Consider the following 25,817-nt stretch of genomic DNA (forward strand, 5'->3'; position numbering starts at 1 on the left):
GGTATCGTGCCGCCCTAGCCCGTTGGAGTCCGCCATGAGCGACCGCGAAATCATGGAATACGACGTCGTCGTCGTTGGCGCGGGCCCCTCCGGGCTCTCGTTCGCCATCCGCCTCAAGCAGCTCAAGCCGGAAACCACAGTCTGCGTGATCGAAAAGGCATCGACCATCGGCGCCCAGATCCTCTCAGGCGCAGTGATCGAACCGCAGCCGCTGGATGCACTGCTACCAGGCTGGCGCGACAATCCGCCGCCGATCTGCGTGCCCGCAACTGAGGACGAGTTCTGGCTGCTCAGCAAGACCGGCGCCCGCAAGCTGCCGGTGCCGCCGGGGATGAACAACCACGGCAACGTCATCGTGTCACTGGGTGCCATGTGCGCATGGCTGGCTCCGCAGGCGGAAGCGCTCGGCGTGGATGTATTTCCGGGCTTTGCCGCTGCCGACACTATCTATAACGATGATGGCTCCGTCGCCGGCGTACGCATCGGCGACATGGGCGTCGCGAAGGACGGTTCCCACAAAGCGGGTTACACGCAGGGCATCGATATCAAGGCGAAGGTCACCGTGCTGGCCGAAGGTGCACGTGGCAGCCTCACCAAGCAGCTGATCAAGCGCTTCGAGCTGGACAAGGATAGCGATCCGCAGGGTTACTCCATCGGCATCAAGGAGCTGTGGCAGGTACCCGCCGGCCGCGTGCAGCCCGGCAAGATCGTGCACAGCTTCGGGTGGCCGGCTGACAACCATACCTACGGCGGCAGCTTCCTGTACCACTTGGACAAGGATCGCATTGCGCTGGGCTACGTCAGCGGCCTCGACTACAGCGACCCGAACTACCAGCCGTGGGAGGCGTTCCAGCAATGGAAGAATCATCCCTCGGTGAAATCGCTGCTCGACGGCGGCAGCATTCTGTCAGCCGGCGCACGCGCCATCGTGACGGGCGGCTATCAGTCGCTGCCGAAGCTGGAAATGCCCGGCGCGCTACTGATCGGCGACACTGCCGGCCTGCTCAATGTGCCCAAGATCAAGGGCACGCATCAGGCCATCAAGAGCGGCATGCTCGCCGCCGAACACCTGGTGACCAACGACCTGAATGCTGCCGGGTTCGATGCCAAGCTACGTGCATCGGACGTGATGGCCGAGCTCAAGAAGGTCCGCAACATCAAGCCCGGTTTCAAAAAGGGCTTGTGGTTTGGCATGTTGAACGCCGCGTGGGAAACCACACTTGGCGGTGCGTCACCTTGGACGCTCAAGAACAAGGCCGACTGGTCGTCGTTGCACAAGCTCGGTGAGTACGAGGAGCCCAAGCGGGACTACGTGCAGCCACGTGAGTTGCCGCCGCGCGACCGTCTGGCGGGTGTCTACTTTGCCGCCACCGAGCACGACGAAGACCAGCCCATCCACCTACACGTATCCGACACCAATGTGTGCGTGACCAAGTGCGCCGTCGAGTACGGCAACCCTTGCACTCGCTTCTGCCCCGCAGGCGTCTACGAGATCGTTGACGACGCCATGCCTGATGGAAGCCAGGGCAAGCGCCTGCAGATCAACGCCGCCAACTGCGTGCACTGCAAGACCTGCGACATCAAGGACCCGTACCAGATCATCAACTGGGTTACGCCGGAAGGTGGTTCGGGGCCGAATTACCAGAATCTCTGACGAGAGGGCACGGCGCTGTACGCCCGACTCACTTGGCGCCTCAAACGCCTGAACTATGTGTTGCAGCGCCTGCGCGGCAGTATCGCCCTGCGTGGCTGGCGCGGGACGTTCGCCCGCGTGCAGCAAGAGTTCGAACACCGACCGACGCTCGACGATTCATTGCACGTCGAGCCGCTCGACGTACCATTTGCACCTTTTGCGCTGCCCACGTCGGACAAGCCGTTGGTTTCGGTGATCATCCCGATCCACGGTAAAGTGGCCTATACGCTAGCCTGCCTGCGCTCGATCGCGCGTCATGCGCCGAAGGCTGCGTTCGAAGTCGTTGTTGTTGACGACGCATCCCCCGACGATTCCGCCGAGCGTCTGACACAGATCCCGGGACTGCGGTTGCTGCGCAACGAGCGCAACCTGGGCTTCGTCGGCAGTTGCAATTCGGGCGCCGCCGCTGCTCGCGGGGAATTCCTGCTGTTCCTCAACAATGACACGCAAGTCATGCCGAACTGGCTCGACGGCCTGCTTGGTTGCTTCGACGATCGCGCCGACTGCGGCATTGCGGGAAGCCGGCTGGTCTATCCCGATGGACGATTGCAGGAAGCCGGTGGTCTCGTGTTTGCCGATGGCAGTTGTTGGAACACCGGGCGCTTCGAAGAGCGCGACGCTCCCGCATGGCGCTACCGCCGCGAGACCGACTACGTCAGCGGTGCTTCCTTACTGATCCGTCGTGATGTGTTTGAACATGTCGGCGGCTTCGACCAGCGCTATGCGCCAGCCTATTACGAAGACACCGATCTCGCCTTCGCCGTGCGAGCACTCGGCCTGAAGGTCTACTACGAGCCGGCCAGCACTGTCATCCATTGCGAAGGCATCAGCGCGGGTACTGATCTGCATGCAGGCATGAAGCGCCATCAGGTGACAAACCAGGCGACCTTCATCGCCAAATGGGAAAACGCCTTGCGTGCGCAACCGCCGGAAGGCACTTCGTTGCCACGTGCGGTGCATTGGCGCCGGCGCGGCCGCGTCCTGGTCGTCGACAGCATGACGCCCGAACCCATGCGTGACTCAGGTTCACTGCGACTCAGCGCCATTCTGCGGCTACTGGACGAGCAGGGCTGGTCCGTGTCTTTCCTACCCGACGATGGCCGCGCCACCGAAGAAGAAATCCGTGCGCTTGGCGCACTGGGAACCGAGATACTTTGTCGTCCATGGGTTCCCGATCTGCCGCGCTGGCTGCATAAGCACGCACATGAACTCCATGCCGTCATGCTTTGCCGCCATACCGTCGCCGGTCAATACGCGTCGCAGGTACGCAAGCTGGCACCCAAGACACGCCTGCTATTCGACACCGTCGACTTGCACTTCCTGCGCGAGCAACGCGCGGCTGAATTGAGTGGCAGCGCCTCGATGGCCCGCCAGGCCCAAGCATCCCGCAAAAGCGAACTGGCACTGATCGAGCAATGCGACGTCACCTTTGTGGTGAGCCCGCACGAAAAAGCGCTACTGAAGGCTGAGCTGCCGCAAGCCAATATTGAGCTGTTGTCGAACATCCACGAAGTACACGGTTGCCAACATAGTCATGCTGCGCGCCGTGACCTCGTCTTCATCGGCGGCTTCGGCCATCCCCCGAATGCCGATGCCGTACGCTGGATAGCGAACAGCATCCTCCCCGCGCTGCGCACTATCGATCAGGATGTACAGGTGCATGTGCTGGGTGACGTTCCCGAGAGTGCCCGCGCCGAATTGGCCGTACCGGGCCTTGTGCTACACGGCCGCGTCAAGGATCTCGGCCCGTGGCTGGAAGGTTCATTGGCTTCGCTGGCGCCCTTGCGTTTTGGTGCGGGCGTCAAGGGCAAGATCAATATGGCAATGAGTTTCGGCCTTCCCGTAATCGCTACGACCACGGCTGTCGAAGGCATGAGCCTGACCGATGGGCGCGATGTACTGGTGGCTGATGCGCCGGCCTCTTTTGTGAATGCCTATGAACGCCTGCGCGACAATGAAGCGCTCTGGTCATCGCTATCGCAACATGGGCTACAGAATGTGCAGGAGCACTTTTCAGCTGAAGCAGCGGCACGCACGCTCCGGCTTGTGCTGAACTGACGAGACCGACCGCGGCCCTGCCCGTGAACGCCCCTACCCCTGACCGATGAAGCCAGGAGCCCCCACATCAGCGGCGAAGTATCTGCCGCTGAACCCCATAATCTTCATCCACGCATGATGGCCGCGCCATCTGGCGGGGCACCATGCGGGCCCGCATGGTGCCCCGAATCCGGTTAGAATAATCGATCAAACCATCGTCCAGGCGCCCTCCAGACCGCCTGCCACTCGAGGAAATACCGCTGATGAAAATCTTGGTCGGCTACAAGCGTGTCGTGGACTACAACGTACGCATTCAGGTGAAGCCCGATGGCACGGGCGTGGTGACGGATGGCGTCAAACTCTCCGCCAACCCCTTCGACGACATCGCACTGGAAGAGGCCCTACGCCTGCGCGAAAAGGGCCTTGCCGAAGAGGTAATAGTTGTTGGCATAGGCCCGGCTGACCTTACCGCCCACCTGCGCAACGGCCTGGCCATGGGCGCCAACCGCGCCATCCACGTGGTAACCGGCGATGCCGTGCAGCCGCTGACCGCCGCCCGCGTATTCCAGAAGCTGATCGAGAAGGAACAGCCGGGCTTGGTCATCTTGGGCAAGCAGGCCATCGACGACGACGCCAACCAGACCGGCCAGATGCTGGCCGCACTGTGGGATCGTCCGCAGGCCACCTTTGCGAGCAAAGTCGAGATCGCCAACGGCAAGGCCACGGTCACCCGTGAAGTCGACGCCGGCCTGGAAGTGATTGAAGCGGAACTGCCCGCTGTCATCACCACCGACCTGCGCCTCAATGAGCCGCGTTTCATCAAGCTGCCGGACATCATGAAGGCCAAGTCCAAGCCCATCGATACCATCGAGTTCGCTTCGCTGGGCGTGGAAGCCAACGACCATCTCAAAACCACGCACTACGCCGCGCCGGCCAAGCGCAGCAAGGGCGTGATGGTGAAGGATGCGGCCGAACTGGTCGCGACGCTGAAGCAGAAGGGGCTTTTGTGATCATCCCTGATCAGATCCCGGCCATCCATGGCCGGACTCTTCACTAAAAGCCTTCCTGTCCCACGTTTGAGGGAACACTCATGAGCAAGATCCTCGTCATCGCCGAACATCTCAACGGCAAGCTGAATCCCTCTACCGCACGCGCCGTAAGCGCCGCGGCGGCCATCAAGCCCGAAGCCATCGACGTACTGGTACTAGCTGACAACGTCGACGCCATCGCCGCCGAAGCTGCCAAGATCGAAGGCGTGAGCCGCGTGCTCACCGTTGCCCGCGTTGAGAATGCCCATCCGCTCGCGGCTATGCTGGCTCCGCAGATCGCCAAGGCTGCCGCTGGCTACAGCCACGTATTCGCACCTTCCACTACGTTCGGCAAGGACGTGCTGCCGCGCGTCGCCGCCCTGCTGGGCGTCGCCCAGGTCAGTGACGTGATGAGTGTGGAAAGCAGCCACACCTTTAAGCGCCCCATCTACGCCGGCAACGCCATCATCACCGTCGAAGCCGACGCAGGCAGCACCGTGGTCGCTACCATCCGTACCGCTTCGTGGGCTGCCGCCACCAGTGGCGCAAACAGCGCGCCGGTCGAGGCATTGAGCGTCGATGTGGCCCTGCCCTCACACACCCGCTTCGTCGAGCTGCAGTCGGGCAAGAGTGATCGCCCGGACCTGCAGAGCGCCAGCAAGGTCGTCTCCGGCGGCCGCGGTGTGGGCTCGAAGGAAAACTTCGACGTCATCTATAAGTTCGCCGACAAGATCGGCGCCGCCGTGGGCGCTTCTCGCGCCGCCGTCGACGCCGGTTACGTACCGAGCGACCTGCAGGTTGGCCAGACCGGCAAGATCATCGCGCCAGAGCTGTACATGGCCATTGGTATTTCCGGTGCCATCCAGCATCTGACGGGCATCAAGGACGCAGGTACCATCGTCGCCATCAACAAGGACGGCGAAGCGCCGATCTTCGAGATCGCGGACATCGGTCTGGTTGGCGATCTGTTCAAGATCATCCCCGAGCTCGAGCAGGCGCTCTGATACGCAATGGGTGAAATCAACCTCAACGGCTTCAAGGCGTACGACATCCGTGGCCGCGTCCCGGACGAGCTGAACGACGACCTCGCCCGTCGCATCGGCAACGCTACGGCTCAGTGTCTCGATCCGGGCCCCATCGTGCTTGGCCGCGACGTGCGATTGAGCAGTCCGTCCTTGCAGGACGCGCTGGCAGCCGGCATTACAGCCAGCGGTCGCGACGTCATCGATATCGGGCTTTGTGGCACGGAAGAGGTTTATTTCCAGACGGCCCACCTGGGTGCGGCTGGCGGCATCATGGTGACCGCCAGCCACAATCCGATGGACTACAACGGCCTCAAGCTAGTCCGCGAGGGCGCCCGCCCGATCAGCGGCGATTCGGGTCTGTTCACCATTCGCGATCACGTCGCCAGTGGCCGATATGTTGAGGCTGCCACGCAGGGAACCCTGCGCGTGGTGATCGACAAGAGCGCGTACATCGCCCATTTGCTGACCTATGTGGATGTCGCATCGCTCAAGCCACTGAAGATCGTCACGAATGCGGGCAACGGTGGCGCCGGCTTGGTGATCAGCGCGCTGGCGCCGCACCTGCCTTTCGAGTTCGTGCGCATCCAGGACGAGCCCGACGGCCACTTCCCACATGGCATTCCCAATCCATTGCTGCCCGAAAACCGGCAGGCCACTGCGGACGCCGTACGCGCGCACGGCGCGGACTTCGGTATTGCGTGGGATGGCGACTTTGACCGTTGCTTCTTCTTCGACGCATCCGGCCGCTTCATCGAGGGCTACTACTTGGTCGGTTTGCTGGCGACCGCGTTGCTGGCCAAGCATCCCGGCGAAAAGATCATCCACGACCCGCGACTGACGTGGAACACGGTCGAGATGGTGAAGAGCGCAGGTGGCGTGCCGGTCATGAGCAAGACTGGACACGCCTTCATCAAGGAACGCATGCGCGCAGAGAACGCCGTGTATGGCGGCGAAATGAGCGCACATCACTACTTCCGTGATTTCGCCTACTGCGACTCCGGCATGATTCCGTGGCTGTTGATCGCCAACCTCGTCTCCTCGACGGGGCAGTCGCTCGCTACCCTGGTCGAAGATCGCATGGCCACGTTCCCCTGCAGTGGCGAGATCAATTTCAAGGTCGCCGACGCCAAGGCATCCATCGAACGCGTCATGGATCATTTCGCGGACCAGCATGCCGTACTGGACTACACCGATGGTATCAGCGCCGATTTCGGCGACTGGCGCTTCAACCTGCGCAGCTCCAACACGGAACCCCTGCTTCGCCTGAACGTCGAGGCCCATGCCGATACCGCCCTGATGGCCCTGCAAACGGAAGCCATCCGAAAGCTGCTGCAAGCCTGACCACCCGTAGCCGGCGGGGTTATACCCGCCGGCTTTCATGGGGATACGCACCCGCATGTTGAAGGGACAACCCTTTGGCCGTGGACTGGGCGACCGGGCATACCGTACTCGCGGGTGCCGTGAATACGCCCTGCCAGCCATGACGTACCCCTTCCTGCCTACCCTCCGGTCCGGTGCGTAGCCACGTCCGCTCAGGTAAGATGTTGCGGATTTTGCGGGGCAATTCATATATAAGCACCTTCGATCGCTACCCTTCGGACAGGCGCCGTTGTCATGGCGAGCGAATGACCTTTTGTCCCGCTTCCCGGCAGGGAGTGTCTCGGGCACTAACCAACGTTTTTCATGGAGAAGATTTTGAGCCAGATTTTAGTGACCGGCGGCGCGGGCTTTCTCGGCTCCCACTTGTGCGACCGCCTCATTGAAGCCGGGCACGACGTGCTCTGCGTGGATAACTTCTTCACGGGCGCGAAGGACAATATCCGCCATCTCATCGGCCACCCTTCCTTCGAACTGGTTCGTCATGACGTGACCTTCCCGCTCTACGTGGAAGTGAAGCAGATCTACAACCTTGCCTGTCCTGCATCGCCCGTCCATTACCAGCACGACCCGGTCCAGACCACCAAGACCAGCGTCCATGGCGCGATCAACATGCTTGGCCTCGCCAAGCGCACGCGTGCACGCATCCTCCAGGCGTCGACGTCGGAGGTCTATGGCGACCCGGAAGTCCATCCGCAGCCCGAGTCATACTGGGGCCGCACCAATCCGGTCGGTATCCGCAGCTGCTACGACGAAGGCAAGCGATGCGCGGAAACGCTGTTCTTCGACTACTGGCGTCAGCACCAGCTCGAAATCAAGGTCATGCGCATCTTCAATACGTATGGCCCGCGCATGCATCCTAATGACGGCCGTGTGGTCAGCAATTTCATCGTGCAGGCCCTCAAGGGCGAGCCGATCACCATCTATGGCGATGGCACCCAGACGCGCAGCTTCTGTTACGTCGACGACCTGATCGAAGGCATGCGCCGCCTGATGGACAGCGCCGTGGACATCACCGGCCCGATCAATATCGGCAACCCCGGCGAGTTCACCATGCTTGAACTGGCCGAAAAGGTCATTTCGCTCGTGGGCGGCAAATCCAAGATCACCTTCATGCCGCTGCCGAGCGACGATCCCAAGCAACGCCAGCCGGACATCACTCAGGCGAAGGCGAAGCTCGACTGGAGCCCGAAGGTCTCGCTCGACGATGGCCTGAAGGAAACGGTCGCTTACTTCCGCAAGCGCCTCGGGGTCTGACCACGCATGCGTCACCCGAAGCTCATCGTCGTCACGCCGGTGTTCGAGGACACGGAGGCGTCGACCATCCTTTTCTCCGAGCTGGCAAAGTCCTGCGGCACGGAGATCCATGTCGTGGCGGTCGACGATGGCTCGGTACGGCAACCGTTGACGCTGCAGGGCATGCTTGACGCCCGCATTCGCGGCACGGTGATCCGCCTCAAGCGCAATGTCGGGCACCAGCGCGCCATCGCGGCGGGCCTGGCGTATGTCGCCGACACATTCAGCGATATCGACCGCGTGGTCGTCATGGACTCCGACGGCGAAGACCTTCCCGAAACCATCGGCAGCCTGCTCGACAACCTGGACGAGGCAGAGGTCGACGTGGTCGTCGCCGAACGCAAGAGCCGCGTCGAAACGCTGCGCTTCAAGACCTTCTACCTAGTCTACAAGTGGCTGTTCAAGCTGCTTACCGGGCGCAAGATCAGCTTCGGCAATTTCATGGCTATGAACGGCACGGCCGCGCGACGCCTGTCGTCCATGGGCGAACTGGCCACGCACGTCGCGGGCACAGTGCTGGTGTCACGCCTGCGCTGGCGGACATGCGCCCTCGATCGCGGCCCGCGATACGCCGGCAAGAGCAAAATGAACTTCGTCGGCCTGGCCCTGCACGGCTTCAAGGGCCTGATGATCTTTGCCGAGGACGTCCTCGTCCGTGTCGGCATCGCGTGCGCAGGCGTCGCCGCCCTGTCACTGCTGGGCGTCAGCGCTGCCATTGTGCTCAAGACGCTGGGCTACGCCACACCCGGCTGGTTCTCGGTGACCCTGGGGTTGTTGCTGCTAGTCTTCCTTCAGACCGGTGCGATCACGCTGATGACGCTCATGCTCACCGGCATCACGCGTGGCAGTACGGTGCTCCCGTTGGACTATCGCCTGCTGGTCGATCAGATAATGGCCACGCATGATGACTCTCGCGATCAGTAATCTCCTCAGGTACCAGCCCGTCCGTTATGTCATCAACGGACTGGTGGCAACCTGCGTCAGCTATGCCGTTCTCAACGCCTGCATCCATCTGGCCCATGTGCCATCGGCGGGCGTCGCCAACTTCATCGCTGCCGTCATTGGCATCACCGTATCGTTCCTGGGAAGCCGTCATTTCGTGTTTCCCGGCACTAGCGAATCGGTCTGGCACCAGCTGGCGCGGTTCTGGGTGTTGTACGCGGTACTGGCTCTTTTGCAGGCCGCGGTGCTATTCGTCTGGACGGACGTCGCCAGGCTCGACTACCGCGTGGGCTTCCTGATTGGCACGTTCCTGCAGATGGTCTGCAGTTATTTCGGAGGAAAGCATTGGGTATTCAAGCGATAAAAATCGGCCGCATCGTCGCGATCACGGTGCTTTTCGTGATCGTGCTTCTGGCGACCTATGTCGTCCACTCGCTGTACCTGCGGGTAAACGTGGTCTTCTACAGCGCCATTCTCGACGGCGTCATTGCCACTGCCCTGTGCAGCGTATTGTTGTGGGCCGCACCCTGGTTCAAGATCCTTGGACCGGTGGAGAAACTGCAGCTGATGGTCATCTGGCTGTTGCTTGGCTACGGCTACGCCATCTCGGTACCCACCGTGCTCGATCGCTCGCTGTCCTTCTACATCTTGGAGAAGCTGGAACAGCGCGGCGGCGGCATCCGCGAGAATGCGTTCGAGGAAGTGTTCACGAAAGAATACGTCAAGGAGCACCATCTGGTGGACGTGCGCCTTACCGAACAACTGCAGTCAGGCACCATCGTCATCCGCAACGGTTGCGTGCTGCTGACCGATAAGGGACGTCGCCTGGCTTACGTCAGTCGCTTCTTCCGCAACAACCTATTGCCGAAACATCGACTGCTGATGGGAACGTATTCCGATGCGTTGACCGATCCGTTCCGCAACAGCACGACCGACGTCGACTACCGCTGCCAGTAGTTGATCGAGGTATCGCGATGAAGCGCTCACTCGTCATCGCGTTCCTCGCACAGGCTCGCGTGACCAGAGTGTCCCGCGAGCACTGCGCGCGAGGGTTGTCGCGGCCCATGGAGCCCGGCGCCGCTTTTCGCGTGGCCCCGGCCTACAGCCGGATCGGCAACGCAATGCTTACCCCTATTCATCCCAACGAGGCCGGGAACACGGCCCGCAGGTAATCGAACGATGAAAATCACCGTTGTAGGAACCGGATACGTGGGCCTGGTGACAGGCGCCTGCCTTGCCGAAATGGGCAACGACGTCCTTTGTCTGGACGTCAATCCCGAAAAAATCCGCATCCTGCAGGAAGGCGGTGTCCCCATTCATGAGCCGGGCCTGGACAAGGTGATCGCGTCCAACGTGGCGGCGGGTCGCCTTCACTTCACCACGGACGTCGACAAGGCTGTCGCCTTCGGTACCGCGCAGTTCATTGCCGTGGGCACGCCGCCTGACGAAGACGGTTCTGCCGACCTGCAATACGTCATCGAAGCGGCTAGGAGCATCGGCCGACGCATGACCGAGTACAAGGTGGTCATCGACAAGAGTACGGTGCCGGTTGGCACGGCAGACAAAGTGCGCGCTGCCATCGCGGAAGAGCTGTCCATCCGCGGTGCGGCCATCGGCTATTCGGTCGTATCCAACCCAGAGTTCCTCAAGGAGGGCTCTGCGGTGGAAGATTTCATGAAGCCAGACCGCATCGTTGTCGGTGCCGACGACGAGCGCGGCATCAACTTGATGAAATCGCTCTATGCGCCATTTCAGCGCAATCACGACAAGCTGGTGCTGATGGACGTGCGCTCAGCGGAGCTCACCAAGTATGCGGCGAACGCCATGCTGGCGACGCGCATTTCCTTCATGAACGAACTTGCGCTGCTCGCGGAAAAACTAGGTGCAGACATTGAGCTCGTGCGCCACGGCATCGGCTCCGATCCTCGTATCGGCTATCACTTTCTCTATGCCGGCTGCGGCTACGGTGGCTCGTGCTTTCCCAAGGACGTGAAGGCGCTGATCCATTCCGGCGAAGAAGCCGGGCAGACGTTGCGCGTACTCAAAGCGGTGGAAGATGCCAACGATGCGCAGAAGCGCGTCCTTGCCGAAAAGATCTGCGAGCGCTTTGGCGAGGATCTGACGGGCAAACGCTTCGCCGTCTGGGGGCTGGCGTTCAAACCCAATACCGACGATATGCGCGAAGCGACGAGCCGCGTCCTCATCAACGATCTGCTCGCCAAGGGTGCCACCGTTGCCGCCTATGACCCGGTGGCCCGCGAGGAGGCGCAGCGCGTCTTCGGCGACATGCCAGGCCTGACGCTCAGCCGCTCGCAGACGGAGGTGCTGCGCGACGCGGACGCGCTTGTGGTAGTTACCGAATGGAAGGAATTCCGCTGCCCCGATTTTGACGAGGTGAAGCAGTTGCTGCAGACGCCTGTCGTCTTTGACGGCCGCAATCTGTACGAGCCCAGGGAACTCAAGGCCCTCGGTTTCGAACACTATCCGATCGGCCGCTGATACGTCGCGCCCGCCCGGGCGCAGGTTGACCTCCTTTCGCCATGTCACGACGGAAGACATCATGATCTCCGACTATCAACGCCCACACTCCACCGATGCCGCAGGCTGGCGCCAGCTTCTTTGGCCGATCGGCCTGTTCATTCTTGGATTCGGGCTAATCATCCTGCACCAGTCGGACTACTTCCGCGCCACGCCGGGTGATCTTCTCGATGGCAGGTTCAACAACCTGATCCTCGAGCACCTGTATCGCTGGGTGACGGGAGCAGATCCGAAATTGTGGAGCCCGGGTTTCTTCTATCCGTACGAAGGCACGCTGGCGTTCAGCGACAACCACTTCGGTACCGGCCTGGTCTATATCGCGATGCGGGTGCTTGGTCTGACGCCCGAGCAAGCCTTCATCGGCTGGTTCACTGTTGCCCCGCTGCTCAACTTCGCGGCGTGCTACTACGTGCTGCGCGCGACGGGTGCAACAGCGCGAGGCAGTGCCGTCGGCGCGTTCATCTTCACGTTCTCGTTCCTGGTGAGTGCACAGGTGGGGCACGCCCAGCTGTCCTATAGGTTCGCGGTTCCGCTTGCGATGCTCGCATGGCAGCGATTCATCGAGCAGGGTCAAGGCAGGCACTTTGCGCTGGCCGCCATCTGGCTGACCGTGGAGTTCTACTGCTCGATCTACATCGGCTACTTCCTGCTATTGCTGATGGTCGGCTATTTCCTTGCGCAGGCCATGTTGCACAAGGAACAGGGGCATTGGCGCCCGCTTGGCCGCCTGATTCGCGATACGCGCAGGCTGATAACGGCGCAAACCGTCGGCAGTGTGGCAATTACGGTGGCCTGTGGCATTGCCCTGCTCGTACTGTTCTACCCGTATCTGCACTACTCGCGCCTGTTCGCGTTCCATCGCGACTATGGCGAAGTGATCACCATGCTGCCGCGGGTGGCCAGCTATGCGCTGAGCGACCAGTCGCTGCTGTGGGGCAGGTTCACCACCCATATCCGCAGTGTCCCGATGCGATGGGAACACCAGATGTTTTTCGGTGGTGCGGCTATCGCGCTGGCCGTGATCGCGATGGCTTGCCAACGCGGTCGCCGCAATCTCGCGATGTTCGGAGCCATCGCCTTCATCGCTGCGCTCACGCTGTGCATCCATGGTCACAGCCTTTACGCCTTCATCTATCACCTGCCTTTGGCAAATGCCGTGCGCGCCGTGACGCGCGTTGGCATGGTCTTCTTGTTCCCTGTGGCCGTCCTGGCGGCAAGCGGCTTTGACTGGCTTGCCTCATCGCCTGGCAAGCGCACACTTAAATCGGCAGTGGCGGCACTGCTCGTCGTTCTGATGGTCGTGGAGTACGCGGCCTACGACACGCACAAGGTTCCGCTTGCCGAATCCAGTCAACGGCTCGCTTCGCTGCTGGCGCGCACGCCATCCCCGCTGCCGGCGGATGCCATCCTGTTCGTTCCCATACGCGCTGACGAGCGCCCCTTCCTCACCGAGGATGACGGCATGCGTCTGGCTCAGGCCACCAATCGGGTAACCCTGAACGGCTATTCGGGCAATTGGCCAACGGGCTATGTGCAGCGCGATTCCGACCCCTGCGAGATGATCAATGATCGATTGATGGGGTACGCCGGTTTCGCCGGACTGGACTACTCGGCCTATGCGGCACTGGTGAAGCGGGTGGTGGTGATCGGCAGCGACGTGCACTGCGCGCCACTGCCCGCCCTGCTGGGCCGCACGGCGTTCACGGGCAAGCTGCCGGAAAGCCTAGTCAAGCGGCTCGTGCCGTCTATCGACCAAGTTTCACTGGAGAAAGGCAGGCTGCGCCTTCATGTGACCTTGCGAAACAACTCTAGCGAGCTGCTTCCGTCCGTATCTCAGGATGACCATCCGGTGCGTTTCTCCTGGCGATTCTCGCCAGTCAGTGCACCACTCCCCCCGAATGACGGTTGGGATACACGCAAAGACCTTGCTGGAGACGTCAAGCCTGGTCAGAGCCAGGAATTCGACTTCCTCGTCGATCCGCCATCCGCCACCGGCCAATACCGGCTCGAGGTGAACCTGGTTCAAGAAACCGTTGCCTGGTTCCATCCGCTGGGAATGCCGATCGCAACGGGTAGCCAGACCATTACGGTAGAGGCAGACGGGAGCATGCAGGTTACGCCCTGACCGTGGGCCGGACCGGACAACCAGCGTCACTGGACCGTGAATAAGGTGTGAATTATATTCCGATTTCGGAGTTTTCTTACGCACCCCTGACAAGAACGGATTCACAAGATCATGCAAATTCCTAATTCCGTGGCGAACCAGACCGGTCCCTGGTTCATGGATGAGGTTCAGATACCCGGGCGCCTAGCCGCGCTGGACTCTGAAATCCGCAAACATGCGGAGAACCTCATCAATAATGGTTTCACCATCATCAAGCAGTCCATGCCTCGGGAACGGTGCAAGGCGCTGATCGAGCACTTCAAGGCATTCGCCAGTGCCAATGCCGACAAGTTCCAGCAGTTTCTTGACGCAGATGGGCACTACCCGCGCATCGTGAACCTGCATGCAGCTATGCCGGAGCTATTCGAGCTCTTCGCCAAGAACACCGTCGCCTACAAAGTGCAGGAGGCGATGTTCGGTGCCAAGCCAAGCCTGTACACCTCACTATTTTATGAGCGCGGCTCGGCTCAACCCACGCACCGTGACACGCCGCTCTTTTCGACCAAGCCGGAATATTTTTACTTCGGTGTATGGGTGGCCCTGGAAGATGCCAATGAAGTTAACGGCGCCCTCCAGGTCTATCCAGGTGGCCACAAGATGCCCGAGCTGGACCGGGAAAGCATCGCCATCAAGCGGCTGGGCTCGCTCGACGACCTACCGGCCATGTCAAACGACCTTTGGCTCGACTATCAGGGCGAAGTAGTGCGCCAGTGCAAGGACGCCGGACTGAACCTTGAGCTGCTTTGTGTGGAAGCTGGCGACACGGTCATCTGGCATCCCCAGCTTCCGCATGGCGGCGGTTCCATCCAGGATATGAGCAAGAGCCGTTTCAGCTTCGTCATGCACACCACGCCTATCGGCGTCCCGGTTTACCACCAGGACAAGTTCTTCAATCCGCAGGCACCGGCGCCAATCGATGCACATTGGCAGTACGAAGAGGTGGATGGCGCATATCGCGTCGTGCAAGGTGAAGTCGATTTCGCGCACAAGCAAGCCTATCCAGCAAATGCTTTCGCCCCGGTCGCCGCACCAAAGCCGGTCGAACAGATTTCGACACCTCCTGCTGTGCCAAAGGGAATCTTCGGTTCGCTGCGAAAAGCCCTTGGCATGGCGTAACGGAACGCCCATCGCCCGCCAAGTGGGCGCGCGGGGCCATCGTTGAGCAGAGCCCCGTCTAATGAGGGGCTCAGCGTCTATATTGCTAAGTTACGGATCGACCCGCAATTGAAGCGGGCCGATCCGTAGCTTTACGATGCTTCGCGCGGGGTGAGGTAGATGTAGCGCTGAAGGGGATCCTGAAGCGACCGGTCGGTTGCCTTGATCTCCCAGTCGGGCGCAGCCTGTTTGAGCCACTCCAAGGTGAACGAAGTGTCACCATAGGTAACGTCACCGTCGACGGCTGCCCTATTGTGAGGACGAAAGGCAAAGCCCTTGTCCCTATGCGTCTTGACGAGAGCATCCTTTTCAGGCCCTTGGGCATGCACGTCGTGAGCCCAGTATTCCTCAGGCCTAATGGTAATGACCAGCAAGCCGTCACGAGCGATGACTTTGCGCAAAGCGGCAAGCGCTGTAAGCGTGGCGCGCTCGGACAAGTGCGTAAACACAGAGAATGCGTAGATCAGATTGAACGTCCGATCGTCCACCGGGAGCGACATCGGCAGATAATCCGATTGGCGGAAATTCTCCCCAAAGCCGTCCTCATGACAAATCTCAATGGACCGCTCCCAGGGATCGACGCCATAGAGGCCTGCTTCGCCGACAAAGGCATACATAAGGCGAGCGATACGCCCATAGCCGCACCCGTAATCAAGAATCCTTGCGTCGTCCAGCGAACGGCCAGTAATGCGGGTGTAGCTGTAGCTCATCGAACGGACGAAATTGAGCGTCTGCTTTAGCAACGGAAGACCGGAGTTGCCCGTCCAATCAAGCTGCACTTGGTCCGATGCCATTCTTGGCAGGATACCCGACAGGCGAGGAAATTCAGGATTGGGCAGGGATAGGAGAAATTCGCCGAAATCATCCAGCCCAAGAGCTCCCAGTCGCTGAAAAATCCGATCTCGGGATCCGAGGTCCGTGTCTGCTTCCATCGCAGAAATATGGTTCTTTACGTATGCCAGCATATTGCCCTCATTCGGATTCAGAACGGATTTGACGAAATATGCGAACCCGCGCGGCTTGATCTCCCCAAATGCGTTCCACGCGGCAAAAATACGTTTCCTCACGCCCACCAGCATTTCACCCGCTCCTGTTAACACGATGAATTTGACGAAATACGCGGCACGCGTGCTCGGTGCGCGTAGGCGCGCGCCGAGCACTAGCAAGCTAGCGTCAAAATATTGCGAATAGGAACATACCGGGTTTGGGAACCTGGGCACATACCCTGCCAGCTGACAGGCTCGGCAAACCGCTACTTAGCGGCAGCGAAACAAAGATCTGCCCCGTATCCCCAAGCCCCCTCCCCGACTGGTAAAGTATTGGGTTAGCCCCTTTCGGGCCGCACCGTAAGTATCGGTAGCTACAGGAATATTCGTGAAGTCGACGCTCATAAAACCCGGTGGGAACCGAGAACCCGCCAGCCCCGTAGCGATGATCCTGCATGCCTGGAAGAACCGGGCCCTCATTCTCACCCTGACCCGACGAGATATTGCGAGCCGCTATCGCGGCTCCGCTCTGGGCATGCTGTGGTCGATCCTCAATCCGTTGCTGATGCTGGCCATTTACACATTCGTATTCAGCCAGGTCTTTCGGATGCGGTGGGGCTCGGAGGCCGCCACCAGCCCGATGGATTTCGCGCTGATGCTCTTCGCCGGCATGCTTGGCTTCACCTTCTTCGCCGATAGCGTGAACCGCGCTCCGGGGCTCATCGTGTCGACGCCAAACCTGGTGAAGAAGATCGTCTTTCCGCTGGAAATCCAGGCCTTCGTGGTCATTGGCTCAGGGTTGTTCCAGGCACTCATCAGCTTCTTCGTGCTGTTGGTCGCCTACGTGCTCGCCAAGGGAACCGCTCCGCACTGGACGATCGTCCTTCTCCCGTTCACCTTCTTGCCACTATGTCTGCTGGTCCTCGGCATGGTCTGGATCCTTTCGTCGCTCGGCGTTTATCTGCGCGACATCGGCCAACTCGTCGGGCACCTGGTGACCATGACCATGTTCCTTTCCCCACTGTTCTATCCGGTCACGGCCATTCCGGAGTCATTTCGTCGGCTGTTCTACCTCAACCCGCTGACCTTCGTGATGGGCGAGACTCGAAAGGTGCTTATCATCGGCCAGCAGCCGGCATGGGGCGCGCTGACGCTATTCACGCTGTGCATGTTCCTGTTCGCCAGCGCAGGCTTCTGGTGGTTCCAACGCACTCGCCGGGGTTTTGCCGATGTCCTCTAATGTGTCGATCCGCGTCGACGGCGTCAGCAAGTGCTACAACGTCTATAGCAGCCCCATGGACCGACTGCTGCAGTCGCTCTACCCACGCGCGGCCCTCATGGCAGGCGGCGTCGGCGCGCATCGCGTTGCCAGCGCGCTGCGTGACCGCAGGAACTTCAGCGAATTCTGGGCACTACGCAACGTCAGCTTTGAAGTCCGGCGTGGCGAAACCGTTGGAATCGTGGGGCGCAATGGCTCAGGCAAGTCCACTTTGCTGCAGATGATCGCAGGCACGCTTACGCCAACCGAGGGGTCCATTTCCGTGCATGGCCGCGTCGCTGCGCTGCTGGAGCTTGGCTCGGGTTTCAATCCAGAGTTCACAGGCATGGAGAACGTCCATCTCAATGCTTCCGTGCTTGGCCTCACGGATGAAGAGATCGACCAGAGGATGGATTCGATCCTTGCCTTCGCAGACATCGGTGACTTCGCCAAGCGCCCGATCAAAACCTATTCCAGCGGCATGGTGGTGCGACTTGCTTTCGCCGTCCAGGCGCAGGTAGAGCCAGACGTACTCATCGTCGATGAGGCCTTGTCCGTCGGTGACGCCAAGTTCCAGGCGAAGTGTTTTGCGCGCCTTGAGTCGCTGAAGGAAGCGGGTACTTCGATCCTGTTCGTGTCTCATGCCACCGAACAGGTCATCAGTCATTGTGATCGCGCCATCCTGCTGCACGACGGTCTCGTGCAGCAGCAGGGCAAGCCTAAGGACGTCGTACACACATATCTAGACCTGCTTTTCGGTGGTTCACGCAAGCTCACGAAAAAGGCTAGTGCGACAGAAGCAGGAATGCTGGCACCGTCCGCCAATGCGAATGAATTGTCCGAGGGGTCCATTGCACTGGACATCCGGCCCGGCGCGTTCGAAGAGAGGGCGAACTACAGTCCTTACGAATACCGTTGGGGCGACGGTGCAGCCCAGATCCAGGACTTCCGCCTACTCGGGCCGCGCGGCGCGGAGCCCTCCGTCGTCGCTTCCGGCGATCGGCTGCGTCTTCTTCTGGGCGTTGCATTTAACGAAACTGTGTTTCGCCCAATCTTTGGCCTGACCATCAAGACCAAGGATGGCATCACGGTCTACGGCTCGAACTCCGAAATGGTGGAGGCATCGTTGCCAGAAAGCATCGGCCAAGCCGGCACGCACGCCGTCATAACGTTCGACTTCGATTGCACCCTTGGACCTGGCGACTATTTTCTGTCCATAGGTGTCGCAAGCCGGGACGGCGATGATGCCGTTCCCCACGATCGCCGCTATGACGCAATCCACATCAACGTAAACGACACGGGCTATTTCGGCCTAGTGAAGATCAACATGACCATGGACGCCAAGGAGGCCACGCCGTGACCGGCCCTCGCTCCCCTTTTGAAGATTTTCTTCGCGCGTCCGCCTACCGCCAGGATGAGAGCCATCGCATCTGGCACAAGGAAGACGAAAAGCCGTTCGCCTACTCCGATGGCGATGAGGTCGAACAGCGTATTGCCCATGCAATAGCCGACTCGAGTGATGTCTCGCAGTTCTCGCGCGAATTGCACCAGCACATGACCGACTGGGCGAGTACGTATCATCTCAGCCCCACCCGCGCAAACCTCCTGCGACCACTGACGGGTGCCCTAAAGGGCTCGAAGGTGCTTGAGATCGGCGCAGGTTGCGGTGCCATCACGCGATTCCTTGGCGAACAGGGCGCAAACGTTCTTGCTCTGGAAGGCAGCCGCCGTCGCGCCTCCATCGCCGCGTCCCGATGCCGCGATCTCGCCAATGTAACCGTGCTCAACGAGCAGTTTGGTGAGCTGCGGTCAACACAGCGGTTCGACATCGTCACCCTGATCGGCGTGCTTGAGTACGCCAGGATGTATACGACCGGCAATGATCCGGTGCTGGAAACGCTGAAGCTAGCACGCGAATTGCTGACCGACGACGGCATCCTCGTCGTCGCGATCGAGAACCAGCTTGGGCTCAAGTATTTTGCTGGCGTTGCGGAAGATCACCTCGACCGCGCCATGGCCGGCATCCAGGACCAGTACGACGAAGGCACCGTCGTCACGTTCGGCAAGGGCGAGCTTGAGTCCTATCTTCGCAAGGCGGGCTTCGAGTCAAGCGAGTGTGCGATACCGCTTCCTGACTACAAGCTTCCCCATTGCGTTGTGCTTCCAGAAGGTACCGCTGCGCGCGGTGAATTCAATGCCGCGTCCCTTGCAGGCCAGGCGTCGCGCTCGGACCGACAATTGGTCACGATGCCGCTGTTCTCCCTTGGTCGCGCATTCGACGTCGTGGGTCGTAACGGACTGCTCGCCGACCTGGCCAATTCGTTCCTCATGGTTGCGCGCAAATCCGAGCGCTCGCCATCCTTCTCCAGCGTACTGCCCAACGTGTTGGCGGAGCAGTATTCGTCCGGCCGCGACCCTGCTTTTGCCAAGTCCTCGCGCTTCGTCCGCAAAAACGGCGCCATCGTGGTCGAGCATCTGAAGCTCAGCCCTCAGTCGACACCGAACAGCAAGCTACTCATCCAATCCCTGGAGGAAGAGCCGTACTTCCAGGGCGAGCATTGGGGCGATGCTTTGGAGAGCATCGTCACCAAGCCAGATTGGACCATCGAGCAGGTCGCCAACTGGTTCGGCGTATGGAAAGATGCATTGGCCGGCCGTCTGCCGGGTTCGCCCTCATCGGTTGACCTGATGCTCGACACGCCAGTACCGGCGTCGATGGTGGATGCCGTCCCACGTAACCTCATACGCGACGCGAACGGACAAACCACATTCTTCGATCTCGAGTGGGCCTACAAGGTTCCGCTTACATTCGGCTACTTGGCATTCCGCGCGATCAAGCTTTCCTTCGGCTCTCTGACGGGCGTGACTAGGTCGGCCGACCCTCGACTGTTGCACGTGCCCACTCTCGTTCAGGCGATCCTCCGCGAGCACGGGCTGGTGATGACGTCCAGTCACATCCAGACTTACCTCGACCTTGAAGCGTCGCTTCGTGACGAAGCAATCGGCGACTACGGCGTGCCGCTGGAATTTGATGCCTACAAGAAGGACTACCTGGGCGTCCTCCCCGATGTGTCACGTCTGCTACGCGAGGGCAACCTGGCGCCAAACAGCCAGCACGCAGAGCTGGAGCGTAAGCATGCCGAACTGGAGCCTAAGCATGCAGAACTGGAGCGTAAGCATGCAGAACTGGAGCAGCAGTACGGGGAAACCCAAGACGCCTACGCCGCACTCGAAACGGAAATGGTCGAACTGCACGAAAGTATGGAGCATCTCACCGAGGTGGCGGCGCACCTGACCCAGGAGCTCGACATCACCGAGAGTGACAAGCGCACCGCAGGGGACAAGCTGCGAAAGCGGATCCGGGATCTAGAGACCCGCATGCTCGACCTCATCCATTACGAGCAGCTCGCCAAATCGCAGGCCGAAGAACTCGAACTCATCACCCATTCGCTGAGCTGGTCTCTGACCAAACCACTCCGCCATGGCAGCGCGGCCAGTCGTCGGATCAAGTTCGCCGTGCGTCGCCGCACCGCCCTGGCTGCCAAGAGTGCCTACCGGATGGTTCCGCTGTCACCCGGCGCAAAGAACCGCCTCAAGAGTGTGCTCTTCAATCATACCGGCTTCCTGTTCCGCCGCACGGGTGCCTATCAGCGCTGGCAGGCCTACGAGCGCACGCATGCGCCAAGCGACGGGGCAGCAAACGGGGGCGCCACGCCGGACTACTATGTCCAGTCACCCGACATGCCCGCGAACGTGCTCTGGCGTGCCGACGGCAAGCGCGAATGGGCCGATTACAGTGTGGTGCGCCAGCGCATCGATGCCACGCTGCGTGAGCAACAGCTGGCTCAGAATCCGCAAAAGTTCACCACGCGTGATTTCAGCAATCTCGACGTCGATACGGCCGCCAAGCGCATTCGCTTGCCAGAGCTGCCCTCGTCCCCTGAGGTCACCATCCTTGTGCCGGTGTACAACCACCTGACGACGACGCTGGAATGCCTGGCATCCATCGCCGATCACGCAGGATCCATAGGGCCGAGCTTCGAGGTGCTAATCGCCAACGACGCCTCGACCGACGAGAGCCATCGAGTGCTGAGCACGATCCCGCACCTACGGGTCGTCTCTCAGCCGAACAACCTGGGCTTCCTGCGCAACTGCAACGCAGCTGCGACACACGCCAACGGCCGTCACTTGGTACTGCTGAACAACGATGTCCAGGTTACCAAAGGTTGGCTGGAGGCCTTGATCGCTTGCCTCGACCGTTCTGCCGACATCGGCGCCGTTGGTCCCCGTATCGCGTATCCCACCGGCTGGCTGCAGGAGGCAGGCACGACACTGCACGCCGATGGTACGTCTGAAATGGTGGGACTGAACGACCTGCCCGACCAGCCTCGCTATGCCTTCGAGCGCGACGTTGACTACTGCAGCGGCGCCTGCCTGGCCATCCGCACGGAGGACTTCCGTCGCCTTGGCGGCTTCGATGAAATGTACGCACCCGCGTATTGTGAGGACTCCGATCTCTGCATGCGCCTGCGCGCCGAGGGGCGTCGCATCGTCTACTGCCCCGACGCTACGGTACTGCATCACTTGAGCCGCACGTCCGACGGCTTGACCAACGACTACAAGCTGCGCTGCATTTCCACGAATCTCGCGAAGTTCACGACGCGCTGGGGCAATGAACTAGAACGCATGGACGATGTGCGCACCATCGCGTTCTACCTACCGCAGTTCCACCCCTTTCCGGAAAACGATCTATGGTGGGGCCCTGGCTTCACCGAATGGACCAACGTCACCAAGGCGCGCCCCAACTACGTGGGCCACTATCAGCCGCGCGTACCCGCAGACCTGGGTTACTACGATCTGCGGGTGACCGAAACCATGGAGAAGCAGGCCGCCCTTGCTCAGCGCTACGGCCTCAGCGGCTTCTGCTACTACTACTACTGGTTCGCGGGACATCGTCTGCTCGAGCGCCCCATCGAGAACATGCTGCTCACGGGGCGCCCCGACTTTCCGTTCTGTCTGTGCTGGGCCAATGAGAATTGGACTCGTCGCTGGGACGGCCAGGAGCACGACGTGCTCATGGCGCAGAAGCACTCCGATGACGATGACGTGGCGGTCATCCGTGATCTCATCCGGTACTTCCGCAGCCCGAACTACATCCGCGTCAACGGCAAGCCGCTAATCCTCATTTATCGGGTCACGCTGTTTCCGGATTTTGCCCGCACAACGTCCATCTGGCGCGAGGTGTGCCGCGACGAAGGCATCGGCGAGATCTACATCGCGCAGGTGGAGTCGTTCGAACTGGTCTCGGCAGGCATTCCTCCCGGCCAGCTCGGCTGCGACGCCGCTGTAGAGTTCACCCCGCAGGGCCTGGCAGAGCCACGCCCTGTGACGGCGCCGCTGCTCAATCCGGAGTTCCAGGGTGCCGTGGCCGACTATCGCGACATCGCCGTACGCTACGCCACGCGTGAACTCCCGCCGTACAAGCGATTCATGGGGGGCCATGCCCGGCTGGGACAACACCGCCCGTCGCCAAAACAATAGCTATTCGTTCGAGAACGCCTCGCCGGGCGCCTTCCAGGCGTGGCTTGAAACGACCATCGCGCGCACCAAGCAGCAATACACTGGCGATGAACGCCTGATCTTCATCAATGCATGGAACGAATGGGCGGAGGGTGCTTATCTTGAGCCGGATCGCCGCTTTGGACACACCTACCTCGAGGCGCTCCAGAACGCCCGGGAGAGTGACCACCTCATTCGCAAAGCGCGCTATTCACTTGGGTAAATCACGACTATGACCACCCCTACTCCATGCCTGGTAGGACATCCGTTTGCCCCTATCGGGCGAGGCGAGGACGTGCGCTGCACGTTCCGCGCCTTGCGATCAGTGGCGGTACGCCCCACGGTGCTGGACCTCTATCGTGTCTATCGCCCGGATCCCGACGTGCAGGACGAGTTCCAGCCCTTCCTGGAAAATCGGCCCGGCAAGATCAACGTATTCCACCTCAACGGTGACGAAATCGAACAAGCACTGGGCACCTTGGGCAGCGCGCTACCCAGGGATTCGATCAACATCGTCTATCCCGCCTGGGAGCTGAGCAAATACCCCAGCACTTGGGCCGAGCAGCTCAATCGCTTCGACGAGGTCTGGGCACCCACCGGCTTCATCCTCGACGCGCTACGTCCCTCCATCAGCAAGCCAATGATCCACATGCCGCTGGCGTGTGAGGTGATCTTGTCCTCGTTCCGCTCCAGGCGGTACTTCGGCATTCCCGAATCCAGCTACGCGTTCCTTTTCTTCTTCGACTTCCGCTCATTCTCGGCACGCAAGAATCCCAAAGCCGTGATCCAGGCATTCGAAGCGTTTCGCCGCGCAAGACCCACTGCCGACGCCTGCCTGGTTATCAAGACGCATGGCAGTCAAGCGGCACCGGATGCGCTTGCGGAGCTGAAGGAAGCCATCGCACCCTTGCGCGATCGCGTGGTGCTGATTGACCACAGGCGATGACAGACAACGACACCAAGAACCTGGTGCGCTGCTGCGATGCATTCGTCTCATTGCATCGCTCGGAGGGTTTCGGGCGCGGACTGGCCGAAGCGATGTACCTGGGCAAGCCCGTCGTCGCCACGGCGTACTCAGGCAACATGGACTTTATGGACAGCGATACGGCGCACCTCGTGGGCTACGACCTGGTTCCTCTCAAGGCCGGCGATTACCCACACGGGGAGGGCCAGAAATGGGCAGACGCCCATGTCGACGAGGCCGCCGCACACATGATCACCCTCGTCGATCATCCTGAGGATGGCCGATCCATGGGTAAGCGTGCCGCACGCAGAATCCGAAACTTTTGCGGATACCGCGCTGCAGGCATCCGCTACCGGGACCGCATCGATGCACTGGCTGCAACCTTGTAGGTTGCAGCCACGGTTCTTCAGGACAACGCGGCCTCAAGCTCCGCCTTGAGGTCGGCGACATCTTCCACGCCCACGCTGAGACGAATCAGCGAGTCGCTGATGCCCAGTCGCTTGCGGTTGGCAGGAGGTACGGAAGCATGCGTCATGATTGCAGGCAGCTCGATCAGGCTTTCCACGCCACCCAACGATTCGGCAAGCGCGAACAGGCGGCAACGCTCCAATACGCGGCGTGCCCTCTTCAAGCCGCCCTTCACGTCCACACTGATGATGCCGCCAAAGCCGTCCATCTGCCTTTTGGCCAGCGTGTGCTGAGGATGGCTCTTCAAACCCGGATAGATCACCTTGTCGATGGCCGGGTGCTTATCGAGCCATTGCGCGAGCTCCATAGCTCCGGCGCAATGCGCGCGCATGCGCAGGTGCAAGGTTTTGAGTCCGCGCATCGCAAGGAACGCGTCGAACGGGCCGGCAACCGCGCCCACTGAGTTCTGCAGAAACGCCATTTGCTCGGCGAGGTCTGTGTCGTTGCCCGCAACCACGATGCCGCCGACCATGTCGGAATGGCCGTTGAGGTACTTCGTTGCTGAATGCAAGACTAGGTGCGCCCCATACTCCAACGGACGCTGCAGCATCGGCGAACAGAACGTGTTGTCGACGACAAGGATCAGGCCGTGCTTGCGCGCGAACTCGCCAACCTTGGCCAAATCCACCAGCTTGAGCATGGGATTGGTCGGCGTCTCGGCCCAGATCATGCGTGTATTTGGCTTTAGTGCTGCCTTCAGGGCTTTGGTGTCGTTGAGGTCGACGAAGGTGAAATCCAAGCCTGCCGAACGCCGACGCACCCGCTCGAACAACCGATACGTGCCGCCGTAGAGGTCATCCATCGCTATCACATGGCTACCGCTGTCCAGCAGATCGAGCACAGTGCTGGCAGCCGCCAGGCCCGAACCAAAGGCGTAGCCGGCCGTACCGCCTTCCAAGTCAGCAACACAGCGCTCATATGCCATGCGAGTCGGGTTCTGGGTGCGCGAGTACTCATAACCCAAATGCACGCCCGGACTGCTCTGGACATACGTGGATGTCGCGTAGATCGGCGTCATGATGGCGCCGGTGGAAGGATCGGGGTGCTGTCCCGCATGAATGGCTCGGGTACCAAGCCCGAGAAGAGCGCTGTTCTTTTTAGTCGCCATGACACCACTTTGAGGCCGGACCGAAGCCCGACCGAGCTGTTTGTCCCAGGGGGAAATATTGACCCCGTTATCTTAACCGGGAATCCGCGATATATCCCGATGTATGAACAAAGTTCTAACTTGGCTATGTAACCAAATGATAAAAAAGGGCTTTGAAATAACCGCCCCTCGTTTGCTCGCCCCTCAAAGCATGACAAAATAGTGCGACTAACTTTGCCC

Annotated in this window: 20 protein-coding genes; 18 read left to right on the forward strand and 2 right to left on the reverse strand. The window is 60.6% G+C overall.

The features are described from left to right. Nucleotides 1-34: 34 nt before the first annotated feature. The 12 genes from DYST_RS10325 (at nt 35) to DYST_RS10380 (ending at nt 15,216) form a co-directional block, all read left to right on the forward strand. A complete protein-coding gene (locus DYST_RS10325) occupies nt 35-1,654 on the forward strand; it encodes an electron transfer flavoprotein-ubiquinone oxidoreductase (RefSeq protein ID WP_239951693.1) in 1,620 nt (539 codons plus the stop codon). A gap of 57 nt (nt 1,655-1,711) precedes the next feature. Beyond that, on the forward strand, nt 1,712-3,751 hold the full coding sequence (locus tag DYST_RS10330; RefSeq protein ID WP_239951694.1) for a glycosyltransferase: 2,040 nt from the start codon (nt 1,712-1,714) through the stop codon (nt 3,749-3,751). 242 nt (nt 3,752-3,993) lie between these two features. Continuing rightward, a complete protein-coding gene (locus DYST_RS10335; protein ID WP_239951695.1) occupies nt 3,994-4,740 on the forward strand; it encodes an electron transfer flavoprotein subunit beta/FixA family protein in 747 nt (248 codons plus the stop codon). Nucleotides 4,741-4,820: 80 nt separating this feature from the next. Beyond that, complete coding sequence (locus tag DYST_RS10340; RefSeq protein ID WP_239951696.1) at nt 4,821-5,762, forward strand: electron transfer flavoprotein subunit alpha/FixB family protein; 942 nt, start codon at nt 4,821-4,823, stop codon at nt 5,760-5,762. Nucleotides 5,763-5,777: 15 nt separating this feature from the next. Further along, entirely contained in the window at nt 5,778-7,124 is a 1,347-nt protein-coding gene (locus DYST_RS10345) for a phosphomannomutase (RefSeq protein WP_275666976.1), read from the forward strand. 354 nt (nt 7,125-7,478) lie between these two features. Beyond that, nucleotides 7,479-8,417 (forward strand): UDP-glucuronic acid decarboxylase family protein, encoded by a 939-nt coding sequence (locus DYST_RS10350; protein ID WP_428993973.1) that lies wholly within the window; start codon nt 7,479-7,481, stop codon nt 8,415-8,417. A gap of 6 nt (nt 8,418-8,423) precedes the next feature. Continuing rightward, the gene (locus DYST_RS10355; protein ID WP_239951699.1) at nt 8,424-9,380 is read left to right on the forward strand and encodes a glycosyltransferase; all 957 of its coding nucleotides are present in this window, start codon (nt 8,424-8,426) and stop codon (nt 9,378-9,380) included. After that, nucleotides 9,358-9,762, forward strand: a complete 405-nt coding sequence (locus tag DYST_RS10360) for a GtrA family protein (RefSeq protein WP_239951700.1) — start codon at nt 9,358-9,360, stop codon at nt 9,760-9,762. The genes DYST_RS10355 and DYST_RS10360 overlap by 23 nt, the downstream gene beginning before the upstream one ends. A 35-nt stretch (nt 9,763-9,797) precedes the next feature. Next, nucleotides 9,798-10,355 carry a hypothetical protein gene (locus tag DYST_RS10365; protein WP_239951701.1) on the forward strand — a complete coding sequence of 186 codons (558 nt, stop codon included), beginning with the start codon at nt 9,798-9,800 and terminating at the stop codon, nt 10,353-10,355. Nucleotides 10,356-10,577: 222 nt separating this feature from the next. Continuing rightward, nucleotides 10,578-11,897 (forward strand): UDP-glucose dehydrogenase family protein, encoded by a 1,320-nt coding sequence (locus DYST_RS10370; RefSeq protein ID WP_239951702.1) that lies wholly within the window; start codon nt 10,578-10,580, stop codon nt 11,895-11,897. 61 nt (nt 11,898-11,958) lie between these two features. Further along, on the forward strand, nt 11,959-14,061 hold the full coding sequence (locus DYST_RS10375; protein WP_239951704.1) for a hypothetical protein: 2,103 nt from the start codon (nt 11,959-11,961) through the stop codon (nt 14,059-14,061). A 111-nt stretch (nt 14,062-14,172) separates the two neighbouring features. Next, nucleotides 14,173-15,216, forward strand: a complete 1,044-nt coding sequence (locus DYST_RS10380; protein WP_239951706.1) for a phytanoyl-CoA dioxygenase family protein — start codon at nt 14,173-14,175, stop codon at nt 15,214-15,216. Between the two features lie 131 nt (nt 15,217-15,347). On the opposite strand, the gene DYST_RS10385 is transcribed toward DYST_RS10380, so the two are convergent. After that, a complete protein-coding gene (locus DYST_RS10385; protein WP_239951708.1) occupies nt 15,348-16,334 on the reverse strand; it encodes a class I SAM-dependent methyltransferase in 987 nt (328 codons plus the stop codon). 295 nt (nt 16,335-16,629) lie between these two features. On the opposite strand from DYST_RS10385, the gene DYST_RS10390 reads away from it, so the two are divergent. From DYST_RS10390 to DYST_RS10415, 6 genes are all read left to right on the forward strand, one after another. Continuing rightward, nucleotides 16,630-17,481, forward strand: a complete 852-nt coding sequence (locus DYST_RS10390; RefSeq protein WP_239951710.1) for an ABC transporter permease — start codon at nt 16,630-16,632, stop codon at nt 17,479-17,481. After that, nucleotides 17,471-18,859 carry an ABC transporter ATP-binding protein gene (locus DYST_RS10395; RefSeq protein WP_239951712.1) on the forward strand — a complete coding sequence of 463 codons (1,389 nt, stop codon included), beginning with the start codon at nt 17,471-17,473 and terminating at the stop codon, nt 18,857-18,859. The genes DYST_RS10390 and DYST_RS10395 overlap by 11 nt, the downstream gene beginning before the upstream one ends. Continuing rightward, on the forward strand, nt 18,856-23,040 hold the full coding sequence (locus tag DYST_RS10400) for a glycoside hydrolase family 99-like domain-containing protein (protein ID WP_239951714.1): 4,185 nt from the start codon (nt 18,856-18,858) through the stop codon (nt 23,038-23,040). The genes DYST_RS10395 and DYST_RS10400 overlap by 4 nt, the downstream gene beginning before the upstream one ends. Next, nucleotides 23,000-23,281 (forward strand): glycoside hydrolase family 99-like domain-containing protein, encoded by a 282-nt coding sequence (locus DYST_RS10405; protein WP_239951716.1) that lies wholly within the window; start codon nt 23,000-23,002, stop codon nt 23,279-23,281. The genes DYST_RS10400 and DYST_RS10405 overlap by 41 nt, the downstream gene beginning before the upstream one ends. Nucleotides 23,282-23,353: 72 nt before the next feature. Next, nucleotides 23,354-24,004, forward strand: coding sequence for a hypothetical protein (locus DYST_RS10410; protein ID WP_239951718.1), 651 nt, complete (start codon nt 23,354-23,356; stop codon nt 24,002-24,004). Continuing rightward, a complete protein-coding gene (locus DYST_RS10415; protein ID WP_239951720.1) occupies nt 24,001-24,411 on the forward strand; it encodes a glycosyltransferase in 411 nt (136 codons plus the stop codon). The genes DYST_RS10410 and DYST_RS10415 overlap by 4 nt, the downstream gene beginning before the upstream one ends. Before the next feature lie 17 nt (nt 24,412-24,428). Here DYST_RS10415 and DYST_RS10420 read toward each other — a convergent pair whose 3' ends face one another. Next, the gene (locus DYST_RS10420) at nt 24,429-25,598 is read right to left on the reverse strand and encodes a trans-sulfuration enzyme family protein (protein WP_275666960.1); all 1,170 of its coding nucleotides are present in this window, start codon (nt 25,596-25,598) and stop codon (nt 24,429-24,431) included. Between the last annotated feature and the right edge of the window lie 219 nt (nt 25,599-25,817).

The sequence above is a fragment of the Dyella terrae genome (assembly GCF_022394535.1).
Lineage (GTDB): Bacteria > Pseudomonadota > Gammaproteobacteria > Xanthomonadales > Rhodanobacteraceae > Dyella.